The organism is Streptomyces sp. NPDC088194 (assembly GCF_040702025.1).
Classification (GTDB): domain Bacteria; phylum Actinomycetota; class Actinomycetes; order Streptomycetales; family Streptomycetaceae; genus Actinacidiphila.
Genome location: NZ_JBFBIV010000077.1, coordinates 20,105 through 41,994, shown reverse-complemented (window position 1 = coordinate 41,994; position 21,890 = coordinate 20,105). Strand labels below are relative to the sequence as shown.

General features: G+C 73.9%; 21 protein-coding genes. 13 read left to right on the top strand and 8 right to left on the bottom strand.

All coding sequences use genetic code 11. The features are described from left to right. The first annotated feature begins 144 nt into the window (after nucleotides 1–144). The 3 genes from AB0399_RS31340 to AB0399_RS31330 are packed head-to-tail and all read left to right on the top strand — an operon-like array spanning nucleotide 145 to nucleotide 3,976. Entirely contained in the window at nucleotides 145–1,074 is a 930-nt protein-coding gene (locus AB0399_RS31340) for an ABC transporter ATP-binding protein (protein WP_366413622.1), read from the top strand. Next, the gene (locus AB0399_RS31335; protein ID WP_366413621.1) at nucleotides 1,071–1,973 is read left to right on the top strand and encodes an ABC transporter permease; all 903 of its coding nucleotides are present in this window, start codon (nucleotides 1,071–1,073) and stop codon (nucleotides 1,971–1,973) included. Before AB0399_RS31340 ends, AB0399_RS31335 begins: the two co-directional genes overlap by 4 nt. Next, on the top strand, nucleotides 1,970–3,976 hold the full coding sequence (locus AB0399_RS31330; protein WP_366413620.1) for a TOMM precursor leader peptide-binding protein: 2,007 nt from the start codon (nucleotides 1,970–1,972) through the stop codon (nucleotides 3,974–3,976). Before AB0399_RS31335 ends, AB0399_RS31330 begins: the two co-directional genes overlap by 4 nt. A gap of 127 nt (nucleotides 3,977–4,103) precedes the next feature. Here the strand turns inward: AB0399_RS31330 and AB0399_RS31325 are convergent, their stop codons facing one another. Further along, nucleotides 4,104–4,292, bottom strand: coding sequence for a thiazolylpeptide-type bacteriocin (locus tag AB0399_RS31325; protein WP_366413619.1), 189 nt, complete (start codon nucleotides 4,290–4,292; stop codon nucleotides 4,104–4,106). A 300-nt stretch (nucleotides 4,293–4,592) separates the two neighbouring features. On the opposite strand from AB0399_RS31325, the gene AB0399_RS31320 reads away from it, so the two are divergent. The 7 genes from AB0399_RS31320 (at nucleotide 4,593) to AB0399_RS31290 (ending at nucleotide 9,907) form a co-directional block, all read left to right on the top strand. Further along, entirely contained in the window at nucleotides 4,593–5,840 is a 1,248-nt protein-coding gene (locus AB0399_RS31320; RefSeq protein ID WP_366413624.1) for an amidohydrolase, read from the top strand. Nucleotides 5,841–5,905: 65 nt separating this feature from the next. After that, nucleotides 5,906–6,157, top strand: a complete 252-nt coding sequence (locus AB0399_RS31315; RefSeq protein ID WP_329363605.1) for a hypothetical protein — start codon at nucleotides 5,906–5,908, stop codon at nucleotides 6,155–6,157. A gap of 56 nt (nucleotides 6,158–6,213) precedes the next feature. Further along, the gene (locus AB0399_RS31310) at nucleotides 6,214–6,534 is read left to right on the top strand and encodes a helix-turn-helix domain-containing protein (RefSeq protein WP_329373783.1); all 321 of its coding nucleotides are present in this window, start codon (nucleotides 6,214–6,216) and stop codon (nucleotides 6,532–6,534) included. Nucleotides 6,535–6,616: 82 nt separating this feature from the next. Continuing rightward, nucleotides 6,617–7,120, top strand: coding sequence for a 2-oxo-4-hydroxy-4-carboxy-5-ureidoimidazoline decarboxylase (gene uraD, locus AB0399_RS31305; protein ID WP_329363603.1), 504 nt, complete (start codon nucleotides 6,617–6,619; stop codon nucleotides 7,118–7,120). Next, complete coding sequence (gene uraH / locus AB0399_RS31300; protein ID WP_366413618.1) at nucleotides 7,117–7,587, top strand: hydroxyisourate hydrolase; 471 nt, start codon at nucleotides 7,117–7,119, stop codon at nucleotides 7,585–7,587. Before uraD ends, uraH begins: the two co-directional genes overlap by 4 nt. A 2-nt stretch (nucleotides 7,588–7,589) precedes the next feature. Beyond that, entirely contained in the window at nucleotides 7,590–8,498 is a 909-nt protein-coding gene (gene pucL, locus AB0399_RS31295) for a factor-independent urate hydroxylase (protein WP_329363599.1), read from the top strand. 14 nt (nucleotides 8,499–8,512) lie between these two features. After that, on the top strand, nucleotides 8,513–9,907 hold the full coding sequence (locus tag AB0399_RS31290) for an 8-oxoguanine deaminase (RefSeq protein ID WP_366413617.1): 1,395 nt from the start codon (nucleotides 8,513–8,515) through the stop codon (nucleotides 9,905–9,907). Between the two features lie 304 nt (nucleotides 9,908–10,211). On the opposite strand, the gene AB0399_RS31285 is transcribed toward AB0399_RS31290, so the two are convergent. The 3 genes from AB0399_RS31285 to AB0399_RS31275 form a co-directional block, all read right to left on the bottom strand. Beyond that, complete coding sequence (locus tag AB0399_RS31285) at nucleotides 10,212–10,706, bottom strand: GNAT family N-acetyltransferase (RefSeq protein WP_366413616.1); 495 nt, start codon at nucleotides 10,704–10,706, stop codon at nucleotides 10,212–10,214. Nucleotides 10,707–10,755: 49 nt separating this feature from the next. Then, on the bottom strand, nucleotides 10,756–12,375 hold the full coding sequence (gene aceB / locus AB0399_RS31280; protein WP_329363595.1) for a malate synthase A: 1,620 nt from the start codon (nucleotides 12,373–12,375) through the stop codon (nucleotides 10,756–10,758). Between the two features lie 290 nt (nucleotides 12,376–12,665). After that, entirely contained in the window at nucleotides 12,666–13,280 is a 615-nt protein-coding gene (locus tag AB0399_RS31275; protein WP_366413615.1) for a nucleotidyltransferase family protein, read from the bottom strand. Nucleotides 13,281–13,407: 127 nt separating this feature from the next. Between AB0399_RS31275 and AB0399_RS31270 the strand changes: the two genes are divergently transcribed. Then, a complete protein-coding gene (locus AB0399_RS31270) occupies nucleotides 13,408–15,555 on the top strand; it encodes a hypothetical protein (RefSeq protein WP_366413614.1) in 2,148 nt (715 codons plus the stop codon). 102 nt (nucleotides 15,556–15,657) lie between these two features. Beyond that, nucleotides 15,658–15,972: a DUF5955 family protein gene (locus tag AB0399_RS31265; protein ID WP_329363590.1), complete on the top strand. Its 315-nt coding sequence runs from the start codon at nucleotides 15,658–15,660 to the stop codon at nucleotides 15,970–15,972. A 179-nt stretch (nucleotides 15,973–16,151) separates the two neighbouring features. Here AB0399_RS31265 and AB0399_RS31260 read toward each other — a convergent pair whose 3' ends face one another. Then, complete coding sequence (locus tag AB0399_RS31260; RefSeq protein ID WP_328470917.1) at nucleotides 16,152–16,904, bottom strand: IclR family transcriptional regulator; 753 nt, start codon at nucleotides 16,902–16,904, stop codon at nucleotides 16,152–16,154. Nucleotides 16,905–17,112: 208 nt separating this feature from the next. On the opposite strand from AB0399_RS31260, the gene allB reads away from it, so the two are divergent. Further along, nucleotides 17,113–18,513 carry an allantoinase AllB gene (gene allB / locus AB0399_RS31255; protein WP_366413613.1) on the top strand — a complete coding sequence of 467 codons (1,401 nt, stop codon included), beginning with the start codon at nucleotides 17,113–17,115 and terminating at the stop codon, nucleotides 18,511–18,513. A gap of 134 nt (nucleotides 18,514–18,647) precedes the next feature. Here the strand turns inward: allB and AB0399_RS31250 are convergent, their stop codons facing one another. Genes AB0399_RS31250 through AB0399_RS31240 form a run of 3 tightly spaced genes read right to left on the bottom strand, consistent with a single transcriptional unit; the run spans nucleotide 18,648 to nucleotide 21,889 of the window. Beyond that, a complete protein-coding gene (locus AB0399_RS31250) occupies nucleotides 18,648–20,003 on the bottom strand; it encodes a GH1 family beta-glucosidase (protein WP_329363587.1) in 1,356 nt (451 codons plus the stop codon). 19 nt (nucleotides 20,004–20,022) lie between these two features. Further along, entirely contained in the window at nucleotides 20,023–20,892 is an 870-nt protein-coding gene (locus AB0399_RS31245) for a carbohydrate ABC transporter permease (RefSeq protein ID WP_329363585.1), read from the bottom strand. Next, nucleotides 20,885–21,889: a sugar ABC transporter permease gene (locus tag AB0399_RS31240; protein WP_329363584.1), complete on the bottom strand. Its 1,005-nt coding sequence runs from the start codon at nucleotides 21,887–21,889 to the stop codon at nucleotides 20,885–20,887. The genes AB0399_RS31245 and AB0399_RS31240 overlap by 8 nt, the downstream gene beginning before the upstream one ends. Between the last annotated feature and the right edge of the window lies 1 nt (nucleotide 21,890).

The window sequence follows — 21,890 nt, the reverse complement described above, 5'->3', positions numbered from 1 at the left end:
AGGCGCGCGTCCGCCACGCGGACCGCTGCCGACCCCGACCCGGGCGGCCCTTCGGCGCCGGCCGCCGCGGCGCCCGCCCGGCCCGGCCCGGACGGCGGACCCAGCAGCCCCGTACCCGCCCCGCAGACGCGAGAGAAAGGCCGTATGAACAGAGCCGACGACCCGTCACCACCCGCTGTGGTGCTGGACGGTGTGACGAAGAGCTACGACGGGGTGCGTGCCCTGGACGGGGTGTCGCTGACGGTGGGCCACGGCGAGTTCTTCGGGATTCTCGGGCCGAACGGCGCCGGGAAGACCACGCTGGTGGAGATCGTGGAGGGCATGCGGAAGGCCGACGCGGGCACCGTCGAGGTGCTCGGCCGGTCGCCCTGGCCGCGCAGCACCGCGCTGCTGCGGCGGATCGGCGTACAGACGCAGACCTCCGCGTTCTTCACCCGGCTGACCGCGGTCGAGCACCTGGAGACCGTGGCCGCGCTGCACGGCCTGGAACGGTCGGCGGCCGGCCGGGCCATCGAGTCGGTGGGGCTGGCGGCCAAGGCCCGCAGCCGGGTCGACGACCTGTCCGGCGGCCAGCGGCAGCGGCTCGCCCTGGCCACCGCGCTGGTGCACGACCCCGAGCTGATCTTCCTGGACGAGCCGACCGCCGCGCTGGACCCGGAGGCCCGCAGGTCGCTGTGGGGGCTGCTGCGCGAACTGCGCGGCCAGGGCCGCACCATCGTTTACACCACGCACTACCTGGACGAGGCCGAGGCGCTGTGCGACCGGGTGGCGATCATCGCGGGCGGGCGGGTGGCCGCGCTGGACACCCCCGCCGCCCTGGTCCGGTCGCTCGCGGCGCCGGCCCGGCTGCTGGTGCCCGCCGACCGGATCACCCCGGACCAGGCCCGCGCCATCGAGGGCGTGGACCGGGTGCTGGTGGAGGGCGGCGAGGTGGTGATCGAGACCCGCGTGGCCAACCGGGTGCTGGTCGCGGTCGGCGCCTTCGTGGACATGGACGCGATCCGGACCAGGACCGCGACCCTCGAAGACGCCTACCTGCGGCTGACCGGAGCCGGAACGGAGCTGGGCAGATGACCGCCACGACCCCGAGCACACCGAGCACACCGAGCACCCCCACCGACCCGGACGAGTCCGCCGACCTCAAGGACCCCACCGACCCGAGCACCTCGAAGGGCCCCACCCCCGGCCCCACCCCCGGCGGCAGCACGCGCGGCACCCGCAGCACCGCCTATGCCGCGCTGACCAGAGCCGCGTTCCTCGCCTCCGTCCGCGACCGGACCACGGTCTTCTTCACCTTCGCCTTCCCGCTGGTCTTCCTGGCGGTGTTCGGGCTGCTCTTCCGCGGCCAGAAGGTCGACGGCGGACTGCCGTACATCAACTACGTGGCGCCGGGCGTGCTGTCGTGGGGCGTCGGCAACGCGGCCCTGTTCGGGCCCGCGTTCGCGCTGATGCACTGGCGGCGCGACGACATCCTGCGGCTGGTGTGGCGCACCCCGACCCCGCTTCCCACGGTGCTCGGGTCGCGGTTCGCGGTCGCGGTCGGAGTGGGGCTGTGCCAGGCGGTGCTGTTCACGGCGGTGGCGGTGCTGCCGGTGTTCGGGCTGCACCTGGCGGGCGACTGGCCGCTGGCGCTGCCCCTGCTGGTGCTCGGCGTGGCCGCGTTCCTCGCGCTCGGCCTGGTGGTGGGCAGCCTCGCCAACACCCCGGAGGCGGTCGCGGCGATCGCGAACTTCGTGATGGTGCCGATGGCGTTCCTGTCCGGCGCGTTCTATCCGGCGGACCTGCTGCCGGGCTGGATACAGGCGTTCTCCTGGGTGCTGCCGCTGCGCTTCCTCGACCACGGGCTGACCGACGTGCTCGCCGGCCGCGACGGGCTCGGCCGCTACGCCCTGGACTGCGCGGGCCTGATCGGATTCACCGTCCTGTTCGGGCTGATCGCGGCCCGCGTCTTCCGTTGGAGCAACCGGACATGACCGCCCCGACCGCAGCACTCCCCGCCGCCGCGTGGGCCGCAGCCCCGGGCATCGAAGCAGCCGGGCGGGAACTGGAACGGCAGTTGGCGGCACGCGCCGCCGCTGCCGGGCTGCCCGCGCCCGCGGTGGCCGTCATCGGCGGCCACGACCTGCTGCGGCCCGACCCCGAACCGCCCGAGCAGGCCCGGCGCCGGGCCGCGGCGACGGTGCACCTGGCCCCGGACGCGGTGCTGGTCGGCCCCTGGGGCGCGGGGCCGGATGCCACCGCGCCGCACGCCGGCGAACCTCGGCCCGGCGGTGACGGCGCCTGCGGCTGCTGCCTCGCCGTGCGCTGGCAGCGGCTGCGCACCCGGACCGAGCGGGAGGCGCTGGAGGCCGGGCGGAGCGGCCTGACCGCGGCGGGCCGCTGGCCGGTGCTCCCGGACTGCACCGTCGACGCCGTGTGGGCGCTGTACGTGTGGGCGGTCGCCACCCCCAGGCCGCCCCATGCCGACGGTCTGGCCCGGGTCACCCGGCACGACCTGGAGACCGGCCGCCCGCACACGGTGCCGCTGCTCGCCGACCCGCTGTGCGCCCACCACGGACCGGCGTCGTCCCCCCACCCCGGCGAGCGGGGCGGTTCGGGGATCTCACCGCGGCCGAAGCCCGCCGCCGACCGGTACCGGCTGCGCACCCCGGAGTCGTACGCCCTGCCGACCGAGGCGCTGGCCAACCCGGTCTGCGGGGTGCTCGGCGCCGGCACCTGGAACGACGTGACCTCGCCGACCACCGCCCCCGTCGCGGGCTCGGTCTTCATGCGCGGCTACGCCGGACTGACCGACGTGACCTGGAGCGGCCAGGCCAACTCCTTCGCGGCCAGCCGTGAACTCGCCTTCCTGGAGGGCCTGGAGCGGTACGCGGGCACCCACCGCCGGGACCGTACGGCGCCGCGCGTCGCGTCCCTCGACGACCTCGCCGCACGCGGCGAGCCGGCCCTGGACCCGCGCAACTGCGGCCTGTACGCGCCGCGGACCTACCGCGACGACCCGATGGTGCACCCCTTCGACCCGGGCCGGCCGATCCCGTGGGTGTACGGCCACTCGCTGCGCGACGACCGGCCCGTGCTGGTGCCGGCCCGGCTGGCGTACTACAGCGCGGGCACCGCCGCCGACGACTTCGTCTACGAGTGCTCCAACGGCTGCGCGATCGGAAGCTGCCTGGAGGAGGCGATCCTCTTCGGACTGCTCGAACTCATCGAGCGCGACGCCTTCCTGCTCGGCTGGTACGGCAACGCGCCGCTGCCGGAGATCGACCTCGCGTCGTGCGACAGCCGGGTGCTGCGCGCGATGATCGACCGGGCCGCCCTGTGCGGCTACGACGTGCACGTCTACGACAACCGGATCGACCTGCCGGTGCCGGTCGCCACCGGGCTCGCGGTGCGGCGCGACGGCGGGCCCGGCACGTTCGCGTTCGCCGCGGGGGCCGCCCTCGACCCGCTCGCCTCGGTGGAGTCGGCGGTCTCGGAGATCCTCACCTACCTGCCGCACCTGCCCCGCCAGGTCGCCGAGCGGCCGGCCGAACTGGCCGCGATGGCCGAGGACTTCACGCTGGTGCGCCGACTTCCCGACCACGCCGCGCTGTTCGGGCTGCCGCGGATGCGCGAGCACGTGCGCGGCTACCTGGAGCCGCCGGTGACCAGGACGTTCGCCGAGACCTACGACGGCTGGGAACGGCGCCGGCCACGCGGCCTCGACCTGCGGGAGGACGTCCTGTGGTGCACCGGCGAACTGGCCGCGGCCGGGTCCGACGTGATCGTGGTCGACCAGACCACCGCGGAGCAGCGGAGGTTGGGCCTGCGCACGGTCTGCACGATCGCGCCCGGGCTGCTGCCGATCGACTTCGGCTGGACCCGGCAGCGGGCGCTGACCATGCCGCGGCTGCGGACCGCCCAGCGCCGGGCGGGGATGCGCGACGGCGACCTGGCGGAGGAGGAGGTGCGCGCCGTGCCGCACCCGTTCCCGTAGGGCTGTCGGGAGCGTCGGGGCCGCCAGGACGGCTGGGGCCGTGACGTGACTGCGCGGCAACCGAATCATGCGGAAGGGCCCGCGGGCCGGTGTTCCCGGCGCGCGGACCCCGTGTCGGCCCCGACGATCAGGCGGTGCAGCTGGTGGTGCTGGTGGTGCTGGAGCAGGTGCTGGTGCTGGAGCAGCTCGTGGAGGAGCCCAGCATGACCTCGCTCGCGTCGGAGTAGTCGGTGATCTCGAACGTCTCGGACTCCAGCTCCAGGATCTCCTGGGCAAGGGAGGCGAGCGGCGTGTCCAGCTTGGAGATGTCAACCATGGTGACTCCTTCTCGTCGACAGCGGGCCCGGCCACGTGGCGGCCGCAGCGTCCTTTCTACGCGCGTCCACTGGCGGAACCGCCCGCCGACCGCTGTCACTTCGCTGGCACGCCCCGAACCGGCCCCCGCCGCAAGGTCCGCCGGACCGTTGCCCACCGGCCCGTTGCCCGCCGGCCGGCTGCCCACCGGCCGGCTGCCCACCTGCGTGCTGCCCGCCGTCCGCTCCGCCGTAGCGCCCGACTGCCGTGCGAGGAGAGCCACTTGAGCCCGCAGGAGACGTTCGAGGAGGCCACCGCGCACGTGCTCGGGCCGGCCGCCGGGTTCTACGCCGACGTGCACCGCCACCCCGAGCTGTCCGGCGCCGAGCGGCGCACCGCCGACCGCTTCGCGCGCTGGCTGTCCGGCGCGGGGTACGACGTCACCCCGGGGGTCGGCGGGCACGGCGTGGTCGGGGTGCTGCGCAACGGCCCGGGCCCGGTGGTGCTGGTGCGGGCCGAACTGGACGCGCTGCCGCTGCGCGAGGAGACCGGGCTGCCGTACGCGAGCACGGTGGGCGATCCGGCCCCGGCGATGCACGCCTGCGGGCACGACGCGCACCTGGCGTGCGCGGCGGGCGCGGCCACGGTGCTCGCCGAGGCCGCCGACCGGTGGCGCGGCACCCTGGTGGTGGTCGGCCAGCCCGCGGAGGAGACGCTGACCGGCGCCGCCGCGATGCTCACCGACGGTCTCTACGAGCGCTTCCCCGCCCCCGGCGTGGTGCTGGCGCAGCACACGGTGCCGCTGCCCGCCGGGATGGTGGCGCACGGCGACGGGCCGCTGCTGGCGGCGAGCCGCACGGTGGAGATCGTCTTGCACGGACGCGGCGGGCACGCGGGGGCGCCCCAGCTGGCGGTGGACCCGGTGGTGGCCGCTGCGGCGCTGGTCGGGCGGCTCCAGACGGTGGTGTCCCGCGAGACCGGCCCGGGCGAGCCGCTGGTGCTCACCGTGGGCGCGCTGCACGCGGGCGGCGCCGGGAACGTCATCCCGGACCGGGCCACGATGGAGGTCACCCTGCGGGCCTTCGCCCCGGCCACCCTGGATCGCGCCCTGGCGGCCGTGACCCGGATGGCGCATGCCGAGGCCGCCGCCGCGGGGGCCGAGCGGCCGCCGGAGCTCCGGGAGCTGTCCGGGTCGGCGGTGACCGCGAGCGACCCGGGCGTGGCCGCGCGGCTGCGGCAGGCGCACGAGGCGGCCTTCGGCGCCGGCCGGGTCGCGCGCTGGCAGCCGTCGACGGCGACCGAGGACTTCCCGCTGCTGGGCGCGGCGGGCGTCGATCTGCACGGCGTGGCCGGCGTCGCGACCGGCTACTGGATGCTCGGCAGCGTCGGGCCCGGCCAGTGGGCGGCGGCCGGCGACAGCGCCGAGCGCCGGCTGGCGGAAGTGCCGGGCAACCACTCCGCCCGCTTCCGCCCGCACGCCCGGTTGACGCTGGTGACCGGCATCCGGGCGATGGCGGTCGCCGCGGCGGCCCACCTCGCCGGGCCGGACGGCGGACCCCAGGTCGGTTAAGGTCGCCTGCGAGTCGCCCTCCGCGGTGGAGGGCAGAAGAAGCCGCAGCCACCGTGGGGGCCGTCGTGAGAATGAGGCTGGAGTTCACCACCGAGCCGTTCGACCTGGAGGAGCCGCCCGCACACGCGTTGGCGGCGCGTGAGGTGCTGGGGGCCGGGACGCTGGAGGCGATCGACGTCGGCCCGTTCGGCAACACCGCCGAGGGCACCGAGGACGCGGTGGTCGAGGCGGTCGCGGAGCTGCTGCGCCGTACCGCGGCGGCCGGTGCCACCCGTATCTCGCTCCAGGTCAGCGTGCTCGGCGAGGAGCCGCGGTGAGCGGCGACGCGCAGCGGCACGCCTTCGTCGCCGCCGTGCAGCCGCTGGTGGACGCGATGGGCGGGCGGGCGCTGCCGCCCGACCAGGCCCGCGGCGACGACGTGGTGCTGAGCTGGGAGGGCGAGCCGGCGGTCGCGGTGCGGCTGCCGCATCTGGCCGACTCGCTCGACCACCTGCTCGCCGACCTGCGCCGCCGGCACGGCCCGCTCGCCGAGCTGGGCCGCAAGGAGAAGCAGACCGTGGTGCGCATCCTGGAGGAGCGCGGCGCGTTCTCGGTGCGACACGGCGTGGAGACCGTCGCGTCGGCCCTCGGGGTCAGCCGTTTCACCGTGTACAACTACCTGAACAGGGAGAACGCGGCCCGCGACCCGAAGTGACCGCGCTGCGAGCCGTGTTCGCGGCCAGAAGTTTTTCAACAAACTGTTGACGTCCGCGCGCGGCGGCTCGTAGCTTGCGGGGGTGACAACCAGCGCTTCGCCGGGCCTGGCCCGGTTCAACGCGGCCCCCGACCGCGCCGCCGCCGACCTGCTGCACGACGTGTGCGCCAGCCGGGCCTGGGGCGCGGCGGTGTCCGCCGGACGGCCGTACGCCCGCCTCGACGACCTGCTCGCGGCGAGCGACGATGCGATGGCGGCGCTCACCGCCGCCGACCTCGGCGAGGCGATGTCCGGCCATCCGCCGATCGGCCGCCCCACCCCGGGCGACCCGACGTCGGCGCGCGAGCAGCGCGGGGTCGGCGACAGCGAGCGGGCCGAACTCCTCCGGCTCAACCTCGCCTACCAGGACGCCCACGGCCATGTCTTCCTGATCTGCGCCACCGGCCTGACCGGGGCGCAGATGCTGGCCGCCCTCAAGGAGCGGATCGGCAACGACCCGGACACCGAACGCGAGATCGTCCGTGCCGAACTGGGAAAGATCAACCGGATCAGGCTCACCCGCCGCACCGAGGAGGACCCGGCATGACGGCAGCGCAGGACCCGGCGACCCCGGCAGGCCCGCCCGGCGCGGCGGCGGACGGGACCGGCCCGGCCGCCCCGCGGCACCCCGTCTCGGTGTCCACCCACATCCTCGACACCAGCGTCGGGCGCCCCGCGGCCGGCGTCGGCGTCGAACTGTCCGTCAGGACCGGGCCCGACGCGCCCTGGAGCGCGCACGGCGCCTCGGCCACCGACGCCGACGGCCGCTGCAAGGACCTGCCCGACCCGCCCGAGCACACCACGCACGTACGGCTCCGCTTCGCCGTGGAGCCCTACCTCACCCACCAAGCCGAGGCCCAGCAGGACGCCCCCCGCGTGGACCGAGCCGGTCCAAGGGACAGCGGAGTGTTCTTCCCGGAGGTGGCGATCGTCTTCGCGGTCGCACCCGGCGAGCACTATCACGTACCGCTGCTGCTCAATCCGTTCGGCTACTCCGTATACCGAGGGAGCTAGCGATGACCGCAGAGACAAGCCCTGCCCGCCTCACCCGCCTTGGCCAGAACCAGTACGGCAAGGCCGAGGTCCGGGTGGTCCGGGTGGTCCGCGACGGGGACACCCACCACCTGAAGGACCTCAACGTGTCGGTGGCGCTGTCCGGCGCCATGGACGCCGTCCACCTCTCCGGCTCCAACGCCAACGTGCTGACCACCGACGCCACCAAGAACACCGTCTACGCCTTCGCGCAGAAGCACGGCGTCGAGTCCGCGGAGACCTTCGCGATCCACCTGGCCCGGCACTTCGTCAGCAGCCAGGACTCGATCCACCGGGCCCGCATCCGCGTCGAGGAGTACTCCTGGGACCGGATCGGCCCGCCGGAGCGCGGCCACTCCTTCGTCCGCGACGCCCGCGAGACCCGCACCACCGAGGTCGGCTACGACGGCGAGCGCTGGCAGGTGATCTCCGGCCTGAAGGACATGGTGGTGCTCAACTCGACCGACTCCGAGTTCTGGGGCTACGTCAAGGACGACTACACCACCCTGAAGGAGACCTACGACCGCATCCTCGCCACCGAGGTCAACGCCCGCTGGCGGTTCGCCTGGAGCGGCGACGACCAGCCCGCGCCGGCCTGGGAGGAGGAGTACGCGCGGGTCCGCGGCCACCTGCTGGCCGCGTTCGCGGAGACGTACTCGCTCTCGCTCCAGCAGACCCTGTACAGCATGGGCGCGCGGGTCATCGAGCACACGCCGGGCGTGGACGAGATACGGCTGTCGCTGCCGAACAAGCACCACTTCCTGGTCGACCTCGAACCGTTCGGCCTGAAGAACGACAACGAGGTCTACTACGCCGCCGACCGCCCGTACGGCCTCATCGAGGGCACCGTGCTGCGCGAGGGCGCCGAAGCCGCGATCCCGGTGACGGACTGAGAGAGGCGGACACCATGACCGAGCAGGACCCCGCGCGGCCGGCCCCGCGCCTGGTGATCGAGAACTGCGCGATCGCCACCGTCGACGCCGACGGCACCGAGTACGACTCCGGGCACGTCGTCGTGGCCGGCGGCGTCATCGAGTCGGTCGGCGCAGGACCCGCGCCCGCCGGACTCGCCGACGTCGCCCGCCGGATCGACGGCACCGGGCACCTGGCCACCCCCGGCCTGGTCAACACCCACCACCACTTCTACCAGTGGCTCACCCGCGGCCTGGCCCAGGACAGCAACCTGTTCAACTGGCTGGTCGAGCTGTACCCGACCTGGGCCCGGATCGACGAACCCATGGTGCACACCGCCGCGTCGGGATCGCTGGCGATGATGGTCCGCGGCGGTGTCACCACCGCGATGGACCACCACTACGTCTTCCCGCGCGGCGCCGGCGACCTGCTCGGCGCCGAGATCCGGGCCGCGGCCGACCTCGGCGTGCGCTTCACCGCCGCCCGCGGCTCGATGGACCGCGGCACGTCCGACGGCGGGCTGCCGCCGGACTTCGCGGTGGAGAGCACCGAGGAGGCGCTGCTGGCCACCGAGGCCGCGATCGACACCCACCACGACGCGTCCTTCGGCTCGATGCTGCAGATCGCTGCCGCGCCCTGCTCGCCGTTCTCCGTCTCCACCGAACTGATGCGGGAGGCGGCCCGGTTGGCCCGCCGCAAGGGGGTGCGGCTGCACACCCACGGCAGCGAGACCGTGGAGGAGGAGAAGTTCTGCCACGAGCTGTTCGGCATGGGCCCGACGGACTACTTCGAGTCCACCGGCTGGCTCGGCGACGACGTGTGGATGGCGCACTGCGTGCACATGAACGACTCCGACATCGCCGCCTTCGCCCGCACCGGCACCGGAGTGGCGCACTGCCCGTCCTCCAACGCCCGGCTGGCCGCCGGGATCGCGCGGGTGCCGGACATGCTCGCCGCGGGCGTCCCGGTCGGCCTCGGCGTGGACGGCACCGCCTCCAACGAGTCCGGCGAGCTGCACACCGAACTGCGCAACGCGCTGCTGATCAACCGGCTCGGCGGCGGCGAGAAGGCGCTCAACGCCCGGCAGGCGCTGCGGCTGGGCACCTACGGCGGCGCCCAAGTACTGGGCCGGGCAACGGAGATCGGCTCCCTGGAGGCCGGCAAGCTCGCCGACCTGGTGCTGTGGAAGCTCGACGGCATCGGGCACGCGTCCATCGCCGACCCGGTCGCGGCGCTGGTCTTCGGCGCGGCGGCCCCGGTCACCCTCTCGCTGGTGGGCGGCCGCCCGGTGGTGGAGGACGGCCGGCTCACCCGGGTCGACGAGGACGCCATCGCGAAGCTGACCCGCAGCGAGGCCCGCCGCCTCGCACACATCGCCGGACTGGCCTGACCGCCCCGGCGGTTCGGCCGGTCGGCGCCGCGCCGCGCGGGTCGCGGCGCCATGGCGGCCGGCACCGGTGAAGACGACCGGTCGGGGAGGGACGGCCCCCGACCGGTGGCCGGGCCCTGTCCTGAACAGGCCCCGGCGACAGCGCCCCCGGGCCCGGAGATCCGATCCGGATCGCCGGTGCCCGGGGGCGCTGTGCCGTGAGCCGGCCTGTGCCGTGAGCCGGCCTGTGCCGTGAGCCGGCCTGTGCCGTGAGCCGGCCCGGGGTGCGGGCCGCCCGGCCGGCGGCCGTGAGCGCCCAACCTCCTTACGGCTCCAGCGACTTGTACATGATGTGCAGCCCCACGTAGCCCAGCCGCAGGTGCCGGAAGCCCTCGGGCACGGTGCCGATGACCTCGAAACCCAGCGACCGGTAGAGCCGCACCGCGGGGGTGTTGGACGCCACCACCGCGTTGAACTGCATCCCGCGGTAGCCGGCCGCCGCCGCCCAGGCCAGCGCCTCCTCGCACAGCGCCCGCCCCACGCCCCGCCCGGAGTGCTCCGGGTCGACCATGAAGCTGGCACTGGCGACGTGGGCCGCGTTCCCCATCTGGTTCGGGTTCATCTTCGCGGTGCCGAGGACCGCGCCCGACCCGGCGACGGCCACGACCGTACGGCCGGGCGGCGTGAGCATCCAGTAGCCGCGGCCCACCTCCTCGGTGAGGTCCACCGGGTAGCTGAACGTCTCGCCCCGCGCGCAGATCCCGTGCAGGAACGGCCAGATCAGCGGCCAGTCCGCGGCCGTCGCGTCGCGTATCTCCACCGTGTCGCGTCCTTCCCTCGTGTCGCGCACCTCCGGGTTCGGCACGCGTCTACCCGACCAGCCGCTGGTAGGCGGGCAGGGTCAGGAAGTCGACGTACTCCGTGTCGAGCGCGGTGCGGATCAGCAGGTCGTGCGCCTCGGCCCACTTCCCGGCGGCGAAGGCGTCCTCGCCGATCTCGTCCCGGATCGCGAGGAGTTCGTCGGCGGCGACCTGGCGGGCCAGCTCGGGGGTGGCCTTCTCGCCGTTGTCGAAGACGACCCCGGTGTTGGTCCACTGCCAGATCTGCGAGCGGGAGATCTCCGCGGTGGCCGCGTCCTCCATCAGGTTGAAGATCGCCACCGCGCCCGAACCGCGCAGCCACGCCTCGATGTAGCGGATGCCGACCTGGACCGCGTTGCGCAGGCCCTCGTAGGTCGGGCGGGCGTCGAGCGAGGCGATGTCGATGAGTTCGGCGGCGGTGACGTGCACGTCCTCGCGCAGCCGGTCCTTCTGGTGCGGCCGGTCGCCCAGCACCGCGTCGAAGGAGGCGCGGGCGATCGGCACCAGGTCGGGGTGGGCCACCCAGGAGCCGTCGAAGCCGTCGGCGGCCTCGCGGTCCTTGTCCGCCTTGACCTTCTCGAAGGCCACCTTGTTGACCTCGGGGTCGCGCCGGGACGGGATGAACGCCGCCATGCCGCCGATCGCGTGCGCGCCGCGCTTGTGGCAGGTGCGCACCAGCAGTTCGGTGTAGGCGCGCATGAACGGCGCGGTCATCGTCACCGCGTTGCGGTCCGGCAGCACGAACCGCGCGCCGCCGTCCCGGAAGTTCTTCACGATCGAGAACAGGTAGTCCCAGCGGCCCGCGTTGAGCCCGGAGGCGTGCTCGCGCAGCTCGTAGAGGATCTCCTCCATCTCGTAGGCGGCGGTGATGGTCTCGATCAGCACGGTGGCGCGGACGGTGCCGCGCGGGATGCCGACGTAGTCCTGGGCGAAGACGAACACGTCGTTCCACAGCCGGGCTTCGAGGTGCGACTCGGTCTTCGGCAGGTAGAAGTACGGGCCCTTGCCGAGGTCCAGCAGGCGCTGGGCGTTGTGGAAGAAGTACAGGCCGAAGTCGACCAGCCCGCCGGGGATCTGCTCGCCGTCGACGGTCAGGTGCCGCTCGCCGAGGTGCCAGCCGCGCGGGCGCACCACGACGGTGGCCAGTTCGGCCGCGTCCTTCAGGGCGTAGCTCTTGCCCTGCGGGGAGGTGAAGTCGATCCGGCGCTCGTAGGCGTCGATCAGGTTGATCTGGCCGCCGATGACGTTCTCCCAGGTGGGGGCGGAGGCGTCCTCGAAGTCGGCGAGCCAGATCCGGGCGCCGGAGTTGAGCGCGTTGATCGTCATCTTGCGGTCGGTGGGGCCGGTGATCTCCACCCGGCGGTCCTGCAACGCGGCCGGGGCAGGCGCCACCTGCCAGTCGCCGTCGCGGATGTGCGCCGTCTCCGGCAGGAAGTCGAGGGCAGCGGTGCGGGCGATCTCGGCGCGGCGCTCCTTGCGGAGGGCGAGCAACTCGTCGCGGCGGGCGGCGAAGTGCCGGTGGAGCTCGGCGAGGAAGGTGAGGGCCTCGGGGGTCAGCACCTCCTCCGAGCGGGGTACGGGCCCGGCGGCCTCGGAGACGACGGCCGGGGACGGCGCGCTTGCTGACATGCGGGTCACTCCTCCGTAGAGCAAGGGTGGCACGGGGTGCCGGGGCGCGCCGGAGCGCGCTCGCTTCTGCAAGGTGGAGCATAGTTTTCGCTGTGCGGAAGTTCAACGTTTTGTGGCACGCCGTGCAGTGTCGGATCGCGGTCCGCCCGGTGTCCCGCCGCCCGCGCCCGCTGCCCGCGCCGCCGCCGGAACGCACCGGACCGCTGCCTCGACCCGCCGTCGACCCGCCGTCGGGCCGCCCCGGACCGTCCTCGCGCAGCCGAGCGCCCGCCGCCCGGCGCCGTCCCCCCTCAGTCGAGAAGCCGCAGGTCGGCGGGGGTGTCGATGTCGGCGGGATCGCCGATGTCCCCGCACTCGACGAGCACGGTCTGCTCGGCGTGCTCGCGCAGATACGTCCGGGCGCCGCGGTCCTCGCCCGCGCTGCACGCCACCCCCGCCCAGCGGCTCGCACCGAACAGCACCGGGTGCGCCCGCCGCCCGCCGTACACCGCCGAGACCAGCGCCGACGGCAGGTCGTCGGCCTCCCGCGCCGTCGCGATCACCCGCGCCACCGCCGCGCCCGGCACCCCCGGCTGGTCCACCAGTCCGATCACCGCCGCGGTCGGCAGCCGCGCCGAGGCGGCCAGCGAGGCGAGCCCGGCGCGCAGCGAGGAGCCCATGCCGTCCGCCCAGTGCGGGTTGTCCACCAGCACGCAGCCGGCCAGGTCGGCGCGCTCGCGCACCTCCTCCGCCGCCGCGCCCAGTACCACGTGTACCTGGTCGCAGCCGCCCGCCCGCAGCACCGCGACCGCGTGCTCCACCAGGGGCCGCCCCCGGTAGGCCAGCAGCGCCTTCGGCCGGCCGCCGAGCCGCCGACCGCCACCGGCCGCCAGCAGCAGTCCGGCCACCTCGCCATGAGAGTTCATACTTCCTGCATACCGCGCGTGTCACGGCACTGGAACAGGACGCCTTCGGCGTGGCGTGTTCCGGTATCGTCGGGCCGTGTTGCGGGTGGGGCGGTTGCCAGGTGAGGAACGGGGACTGAGGGGACTGATGGGGCCAGCGCACACCGGTCCGGACTTCGGTCAGGACCTCGGGCCGGACTTCCGCGGCCCGGTCTTCGCACCGCTCGCCGGCGACGATCCGGCGACGGTCTCCGGGCACCGGATCGGCGCGCGCCTCGGCGCGGACGGACCGGGTGCCGCCGGCACCACCTACCTCGCGTACGAGCCGGGCGGGCAGCCGGTCGCGCTCACCGTGATCCGCCCCGAACTCACCGCCGCCGACGGCTTCGCGTCCCGCTTCCACCACGACGCGCAGGCCGCGGCCCGGGTGCCCGGACCCCGCGCGGTGCCGGTGCTCGGCAGCGGGCGGGAGGGCGAGCGGTACTGGATCGCCTGCGGCTACGTGCCCTCGCTGTCGCTGCGCGCCGCCGTCGAGGGCGCGGGACCGCTGCCCACCGGGGTCGTGCTGCGGCTGGTCGCCGCGCTCGCCGAAGGGTTGCAGGCGATGCACCACGCGGGTGTGGTGCACGGCGGGCTGCGGCCCGCGCACGTGCTGCTCGCGGGGGACGGGCCCCGGGTGAAGGGGCACGGACTGGCGTGGGTCGCGCAGGAGGCCGGGAACGCCGACGCGGGCAGCGTGGACGTGGCCGGCGTGGACGCCGGTTCCGCTGATGCCGCCTCCGGTGCTGCCGGTTCCGGTGCCGCCGGTTCCGCTGCCGACGGTACGGGCGAGGCCGGTACGGACGGGCCCGAAGGCGCGGGCGGCGCGGGGGAGTCGGGGGATGCCGGACGCGCTTCCGCGCAAGGGGCGGCACGCGAGGCCGGTCCGGCCGAGGTCGGTGAGGCGACCGCCTTCCGTTCGCCCGAGCAGGCCGCGGGCAAACCGGCCCGGGCCGCCACGGACGTCTTCGCGCTCGGCCAGATAGCGGCGTACGCCTCGATCGGCTCCGCACCCTTCGGCGACGGCTCCCGGGTCCAGCACGCCGAGCCCGATCTGAACGAACTCCCGGGCCAGCTACGGGAGATCGTCACCCGCTGCCTCATCAAGGACCCCGCGCTACGACCCTCCCTCGCGCAGATCACCACGATGTGCGCGCAGGCCGCTCCCGAGTCGCGCCCCGTCTCCTGGCTGCCGGCCCCGCTGCTCGCCGCGATCCTCCCGGCCATCCCCCCGCCGCACTTCGCGCAGCCGCCGGCGGCGGCGCCCCCCGCCGCGCACCCGGCCGCGCCCGTGTCGCCGCCCCACCCGCCGCAGCCCCCGCACCGGCCCGCGCCGGAGGCCCCACCTGCCCCTGCTCCTGCCCCTGCGCCCGGCGCCGAGGAGCCGTGGCCCGGGCCCGCTCCGGCCGGCCGCCCGCCGGAGCACGCCCACGCGCAGGTGCCGGGCCCGCCCGGTCCGCTCGGCCCACCGGGTCCGCCGCAGCACGGCGGATACCTCTGGCACCCCCAGCAGTGGCCGCGGGCGCCGTACGTCCATGTGCCGCTGCCGCTGCCGAGGAAGAAGCGCAAGGCGGTCGGCGTGGTGGCCGCGGTCGCCGGGTTCGCGGTCGTGGCGACCGCCGCGGTCGCGCTGTCCTCGGGGGACGGCGGCGGCAAGCCGACCGTGGGGGCCCAGCCGCCGGCGGCCGGGGCGCCGCAGCCGTCGTCGCCCTCGCCGTCGTCCCCCTCCGCACCGGCGATGCCCTCGCCCACGATGCCCTCGCCGACGTCGCAGCCGCCCGGCGGGGGCGCCACCGGGTCGCCGCCGGAGACCGGCCTCGTGTACCAGCAGTTGCACCTGCCCGCCGGCGACGGAATGTCACTGCGCGGCGACCCGCCTACCGTCAGTTCCGGCACGTACAGCGGGGACTTCGGGTTCACCGGCGACGCCGCCGCGTTCACCGCCGACCGCTCCCGCGACACGCTCGCCCTGATCCCCGCGGCGAGCCCGGCGACCGCCGCCGCCTGCCGGTCGTCCGACGCGGTCCGGGTGAACTCGGTGAACGCCGACTCGCTCGGCGAGGGCGCGCGGCTGTGCGTGCGGTCCGTCGACGGCACGGTCACCGCGCTGGTGACGTTCCGTCAACTGCCGACCCGTCAGGCCGCCCATCCGGTCGCGGTGTTGGACCTCACGGTGTGGCACGAGGTGGCGGAGCGTTCCGCGCCGGGTACCGGAATCCGCGCGAATTTCGCCGACGGAGTGGCGCGACGAGGGTGATGTCGCGTTAACTGATCCGCCCCGGGGCGAGCCGTGGCGGGGAAGCGCCCGGGTGGAGTCCGACGCGAGGGTGGGTTGTCCGTGGTGGTGGGGGAGTCGCACGTGCTCGAGAACGGGCGCGGAGCCGCGGTCGGCAGCGGGCCGGGCGCGGATCTGGCGGAGGCGGTCGGCCGTATGCGCCGCGAACTGATCACGTACCGGCCGATGTTGCCGGACCGGGCCGTCGCCGAGGTCGAACTCGACGCACTCGCCCGCGCGGCCGGTGCCGTGGACCGGGCGCCCGGCTCGGTGGACTCCGAGCGGTTACGCCATTCGCTCCTGCTGGTCGTGGCGGCGATCGGCTCGGTGAGCGCGCTGACCGAAGCGCTCGACGCGCTGCGCGAGGCCGTCGAACGGATCGCCCCGCCGCGCCCCTGACGACGGAGGCGCCGACGCGGAATTCCGCGGCCGTCACCCCCGCGCTCGGTTGGTGGTTTGTCACCCCGTGCTCGGTGGGTGGTCTGTCGCCCCCGCGTCGGGCGGGTGGTCCGTCACTCCCGCGCTCGGCAGGCGGTCCGTCACCCCGCGTCCGGCAGGCGGCCGGGCGCGGTCCGCTCTCAGGTCGCCAGCGCCCGCGCCAACTGCCGTGCCACGTCCTGGAGTACGGGCACGATCTTGTCGGTGGCCGCTTCGGTGACCCGCCCGGCCGGACCGGAGATGGAGATGGCCGCGGCGGTGGGGGAGTCGGGCACGGTGACCGCGAGGCAACGCACCCCGGCCTCCTGCTCGTTGTCGTCGACGGCGTAGCCCAGGCCCCGGATACGGTCGAGTTCGGCGAGGAACGCGTCCGGGTCGGTGATGGTGTGCTCGGTCGCCGCCGGCATCCCGGTCCGCCCGAGCAGCGCCCGCACCTGCTCCGGCGGGACCTGCGCCAGCAGCGCCTTGCCGACCCCGGTGGAGTGCGGCAGCACCCGCCGCCCGACCTCGGTGAACATCCGCATCGAGTGCCGGGAGGGCACCTGCGCGACGTACACCACCTCGTCGCCGTCGAGCAGCGCCATGTTCGCGGTCTCGCCGGTCGCCTCGACGAGCTCCGCGAGGTACGGGCGGGCCCAGGTGCCCAGCAGCCGGGACGCGCTCTCGCCGAGCCTGATCAGCCGGGGCCCGAGGGCGTACCGCCGGTTCGGCTGCTGGCGGACGTAGCCGCAGTCCACCAGGGTGCGCATCAGGCGGTGGATGGTCGGCAGCGGCAGCCCGCTGCTGGCCGACAGTTCGCTCAGCCCGACCTCGCCACCCGCGTCGGCCATCCGCTCCAGCAGGTCGAAGGCGCGTTCAAGCGACTGGACGCCTCCGGTGCGGTCAGCAGGCACGTACGTTCCCCTCGTTCGTGGTGGACCCTCGCGGCGGGCCGCCCGGACGCTCCGGCGCGGCCGGTCCGGACCGGAGCGGCACCCCGGCACCCGCCGCTGGCGGAAGGTGGTTTTCGCTCTGTGGAATCCTACCGCCCTTGACGTCCCGGGGAACGATACCCACCATGGCCGTCAACAGAACGTTGAAATTCTCGATGACGGAGGCCGTGTGGTGGAGGAGCAGGTGCTGCGTTCGACGCGCGTCGTGACCCCGGAGGGCGAGCGGCCCGCGGCGGTGGTCCTCGCGGCCGGCACGATCACCGCGGTGCTGCCGTACGACGCGCCGCTGCCACCGGGCGCCCGGTGCACCGACCTCGGCGACGACGTGCTGCTGCCCGGTCTGGTCGACACCCACGTGCACATCAACGACCCCGGCCGCGCGGAGTGGGAGGGCTTCGCCACCGCCACCGCGGCCGCCGTGGCCGGCGGCATCACCACCGTCGTGGACATGCCGCTCAACAGCGTGCCGCCCACCACCACGGCCGCGCACCTCGACGTCAAGCGCGCCGCCGCCCGCGGCCGGGTGCACACCGACACCGGCTTCTGGGGCGGCGCGGTACCCGGCAACACCGCCGACCTCAAGGCCCTGCACGACGCGGGCGTCTTCGGCTTCAAGTGCTTCCTGCTGCCCTCCGGCGTGGACGAGTTCCCGCACCTGGACCGGGCCCGACTCGTCGAGGCGATGGACGAGTTGGCGCGCTTCGACGGCCTGCTGATCGTGCACGCCGAGGACCCGCGGCTGATCGAGGGCGCCCCGCTGCGCGGCGGCCCGAAGTACGCCGACTTCCTCGCCTCCCGGCCGCCGGCCGCCGAGGAACGCGCCATCGCCGGGCTGATCGAACTGGCCGCGGAGCGCGGCACGCGGGTGCACATCCTGCACCTGTCCGCGGCGGGCGCGGTGCCGCTGATCGCCGCCGCCCGGCGGGACGGAGTACGGCTGACGGTCGAGACCTGCCCGCACTTCCTCACCCTCACCGCCGAGGAAGTCCCGGACGGGGCAACGGAGTTCAAGTGCTGCCCGCCGATCAGGGAGGCCGCCAACCAGGACGTGCTGTGGCAGGCGCTCGCCGACGGCGTCATCGACTGCGTGGTGTCCGACCACTCGCCCTCCACCATCGACCTCAAGCACAAGGACACCGGGGACTTCGCCACCGCCTGGGGCGGCATCTCCTCGCTCCAACTCGGCCTGCCCGCCGTGTGGACCGAGGCCCGCCGCCGCGGGCACACGCTCTCCGACGTGGCCGGCTGGATGTCGGCGGGACCGGCCCGGCTGGCCGGCCTCGACGCGGTCAAGGGCGCGATCGCCGTCGGCCGCGACGCCGACTTCACCGTGCTGGACCCGGAGCGGACCTTCACCGTCGACCCGGCCCGGCTGCACCACCGCAACCCGATCACCGCGTACGCCGGCCGCACCCTGCACGGCGTGGTCCGCGCCACCTACCTGCGCGGCCGGCTGGTCGCCGCCGGTCCCGGCGAGGGAACGGCCGCGGGCGCCCCGGCCGCCGGCCCCGCCCGAGCCCTGCGGAACCCCGCCGGCCGGCTCATCGAGCGGCCGTCCGACCGGAGTTGACCGGAGCGGCAGCCCCGGGCCCGGCCGTGCCGGAGGTGCCGGCGATCGGCGCGGAGGGGCGGCACCGGCTCGGGTGACGACGAGGACGCGCCGGTCGGAGGTCCGACGGGCGCGTCCTCGGGTCGTACCGCTGGTCAGGCCGCGCGGCGTGCCTTGCGGCGGTGTGCGGCAACGATGTCGGCGTAGCGCCGCCCGCTGCCCTTGATGGTGCGCTTCTGCGTGGCGTAGTCGACGTGCACCAGACCGAAGCGCTTGTCGTAGCCGTACGCCCACTCGAAGTTGTCCAGCAGCGACCAGGCGTAGTACCCGGCCAGCGGCACCCCGCGCTTGACGGCGCGGGCGCAGGCGGCCAGGTGGTCCTCCAGGTACTGCGCCCGCTCCGGGTCGTCGACCTGCCCGTCGGGGCCGACCACGTCGCGGTAGGCGGAGCCGTTCTCGGTGACGAAGACCTTCCGGGCGCCGTACTCCTCCGAGAGCCGGACCAGCAGCGACTCTAGGCCGTCCGCGTCCACCTCCCAGTCCATCGCGGTGCGCGGCACGCCCGGCCGGTACGCCATCTTCGCCTGCGGCGCCGGCCCGGTCGGGTCGTCCGTGATGTACTGCGGGAAGTAGTAGTTCAGGCCCAGCCAGTCCAGCGGAGCCGCGATCGACTCCATGTCGCCGTCCTTGACCGGCAGTTCGACGCCGTACAGGTCCACCATGTCCTGCGGGTAGCCGCGGCCGTGGATCGGGTCGAGCCACCAGCGGTTGGTGTGGCCGTCGGCCCGCTTGGCGGCCGCGATGTCCGCCTCGCGGTCGGTGGCCGGCAGGCAGGGGCTGAGGTTGTTGACGATGCCGATCCGCAGGTCGCCGTGCGCGGCCCGCAGCGCCTGCACCGCCAGCCCGTGGCCGACGTGCAGGTGGTAGGACGCGCGCACCGCGGCGGTCAGGTCGGTCCAGCCCGGCGCCATGGTGCCTTCCAGGTGGCCGATCCACGCCGAGCACAGCGGCTCGTTGAGGGTCGCCCAGTCCTTGACCCGGTCGCCGAGTGCCTGCCCGACCACGGCCGCGTACTCGCCGAACCGCTCGGCGGTCTCCCGCTCGGGCCAGCCGCCGCGGTCCTGCTGCGCCTGCGGCAGGTCCCAGTGGTACAGCGTCGCGTTGGGGGTGATGCCCGCCTCCAGCAGGGCGTCCACCAGGCGGTCGTAGAAGGCCAGTCCGGCCTGGTTGACCGCGCCGGAGCCCTGCGGGATGATCCGCGGCCAGGCCACGGAGAAGCGGTAGGCGTCCAGGCCCAGGGACTTCATCAGCCCCAGGTCCTCCTGCCAGCGGTGGTAGTGGTCGCAGGCGACGTCGCCGGTGTCGCCGCCCGCGACCTTGCCGGGGGTGTGGGAGAAGGTGTCCCAGATGGACGGGGTCCGGCCGTCCTCGTCCACCGCGCCCTCGATCTGGTAGGCGGCGGTGGCCGCGCCCCAGAGGAAATCCGCGGGAAGAGCGCTCAGGTCGTTCACGAGTTACCTTTCGGTGGGGTCACTTGACGGCGCCGGCGGTCAGCCCGGCCACCAAGTAACGCTGGAGAAGCAGGAATCCGGCGACCACCGGCACACTCACCACGAGTGAGGCGGCCATGACCTGGTTCCAGTACACGTCGTTCTCGGTTGCGTACTCGCGCAGGCCCACGGCCAGCGTGCGAGTGCTCTCGTTGGTCATGACCGAAGCGAAGAGCACTTCGCCCCAGGCGGTCATGAAGGCATAGACGGCCACCGCGACGATGCCCGGGACGGCGGCCGGCACGACGACCCGGAACAGCGCGCCCAGCGCACCGCAGCCGTCGACCTTCGCCGCCTCGTCCAGGTCGCGCGGGATCGAGTCGAAGTAGCCCGCGAGCATCCAGATGGAGAACGGCAGCGAGAAGGTGAGGTAGGTGATGATCAGCCCGAGCCGACTGCCGTTGAGCGTGACACCCGTGTCGTTGCCGATGTTGACGAAGATCAGGTACAGCGGCAGCAGGAACAGGATGCCGGGGAACATCTGCGTGGACAGCACCGTCACCGTGAAGACCTTGCGGCCCATGAAGCGATAGCGGCTCACGGCGTAGGCGGCGAAGATCGCCACCGCCACCGAGAAGACCGTCGCGCTGACCGAGACGATCACCGAGTTCACGAAGTAGTGCGCGAGCGGGATCGTCTTCCAGATGTCGATGTACGGGCGGACCGTCAGGCTGTGCGGAATCCACCGGAAGGAACCCTGCACGTCCTGGAGGCTCTTCAGGGACGAGCTGAGCATCACGTAGACGGGGATCGCCACGAAGGCGGTGATCAGCGTCAGCACGATGCGCCGGGTCCACAGGAAGGACTTCGGCCGCGCCATGGGGGACGGCTGGTCGGAGAACCTAGACATCGGATTCACTCCTTCCCCTGGACGTGACCAGCAGGTAGAGGGCGGTCACCACGAGCAGGAAGAGCAGCAGGAGCACCGACATCGCCGAGCCCGAGCCGAAGTTCCAGTTGACGAACGAGGACTGGAAGATGTGGATCGAGATCAGGTCCGCCTGTTTCGGCGGACTCTGACCGAACATCACGTACGGCGTGTTGAAGTCGTTGAACGTCCACAGGAAGAGCACCAGGACGATCACCTGGTTCACCGGCCGCAGCGAGGGCATGGTGATCTTCCTGATCTGCTGCCAGACACCGGCCCCGTCCATCGCCGCTGCCTCGTACAGCTCCCGCGGGATGTTCTGCAGGCCGGCCATCAGCGCCAGGAACGCGAACGGCCAGGACTTCCACACCGAGACGATCAGCATCGCCCAGAAGCTGTTGTTGCCCAGCAGCCAGAACGACTTGCTCGACGTGATGTGCAACTGGTCGTGCAGGACGTGGTTCACCAGACCGGTGTCCTGCTGGAACATGAAGGTCCAGGTGATCAGCGCCGCGTAGGTCGGCAGCGCGTACGGCACCAGGAACAGGGCCCGCAGGATGCCCCGGCCGCGGAAGGCGTCCTGGAGCAGGATCGCCGCGGCGATCCCGATCAGCCAGGAGAAGCCCACGGACAGCAGGGTGTAGGACAGCGACACCCAGAAGGAGTGCAGCAGCGCCTGGCCGATCGGCTGGTGGATCTCGATCGCGGCCTTGTAGTTGTCGAACGCCGCCCACGGAGCGGTCTGCCAGTGGCGGATGTAGAAGAGCGTCAGGTCCCGGAAGCTGATGACGATGCCGAAGACCATCGGCACGATGTGGATCAGCAGTTCGGCGAGGATGGCCGGGAGCAGGAGGAGGTACGGCAGTCCGCCTTGGCGGAGCCGTTCGACGAGGCGCGGCCCTAGCCGGCGCCCGGCGGCGGACTTGCCGCTGCCGGGGCCGGCTTCGGGTGCGCGCCTGGGAGGGGCGGTGGCAGTCATG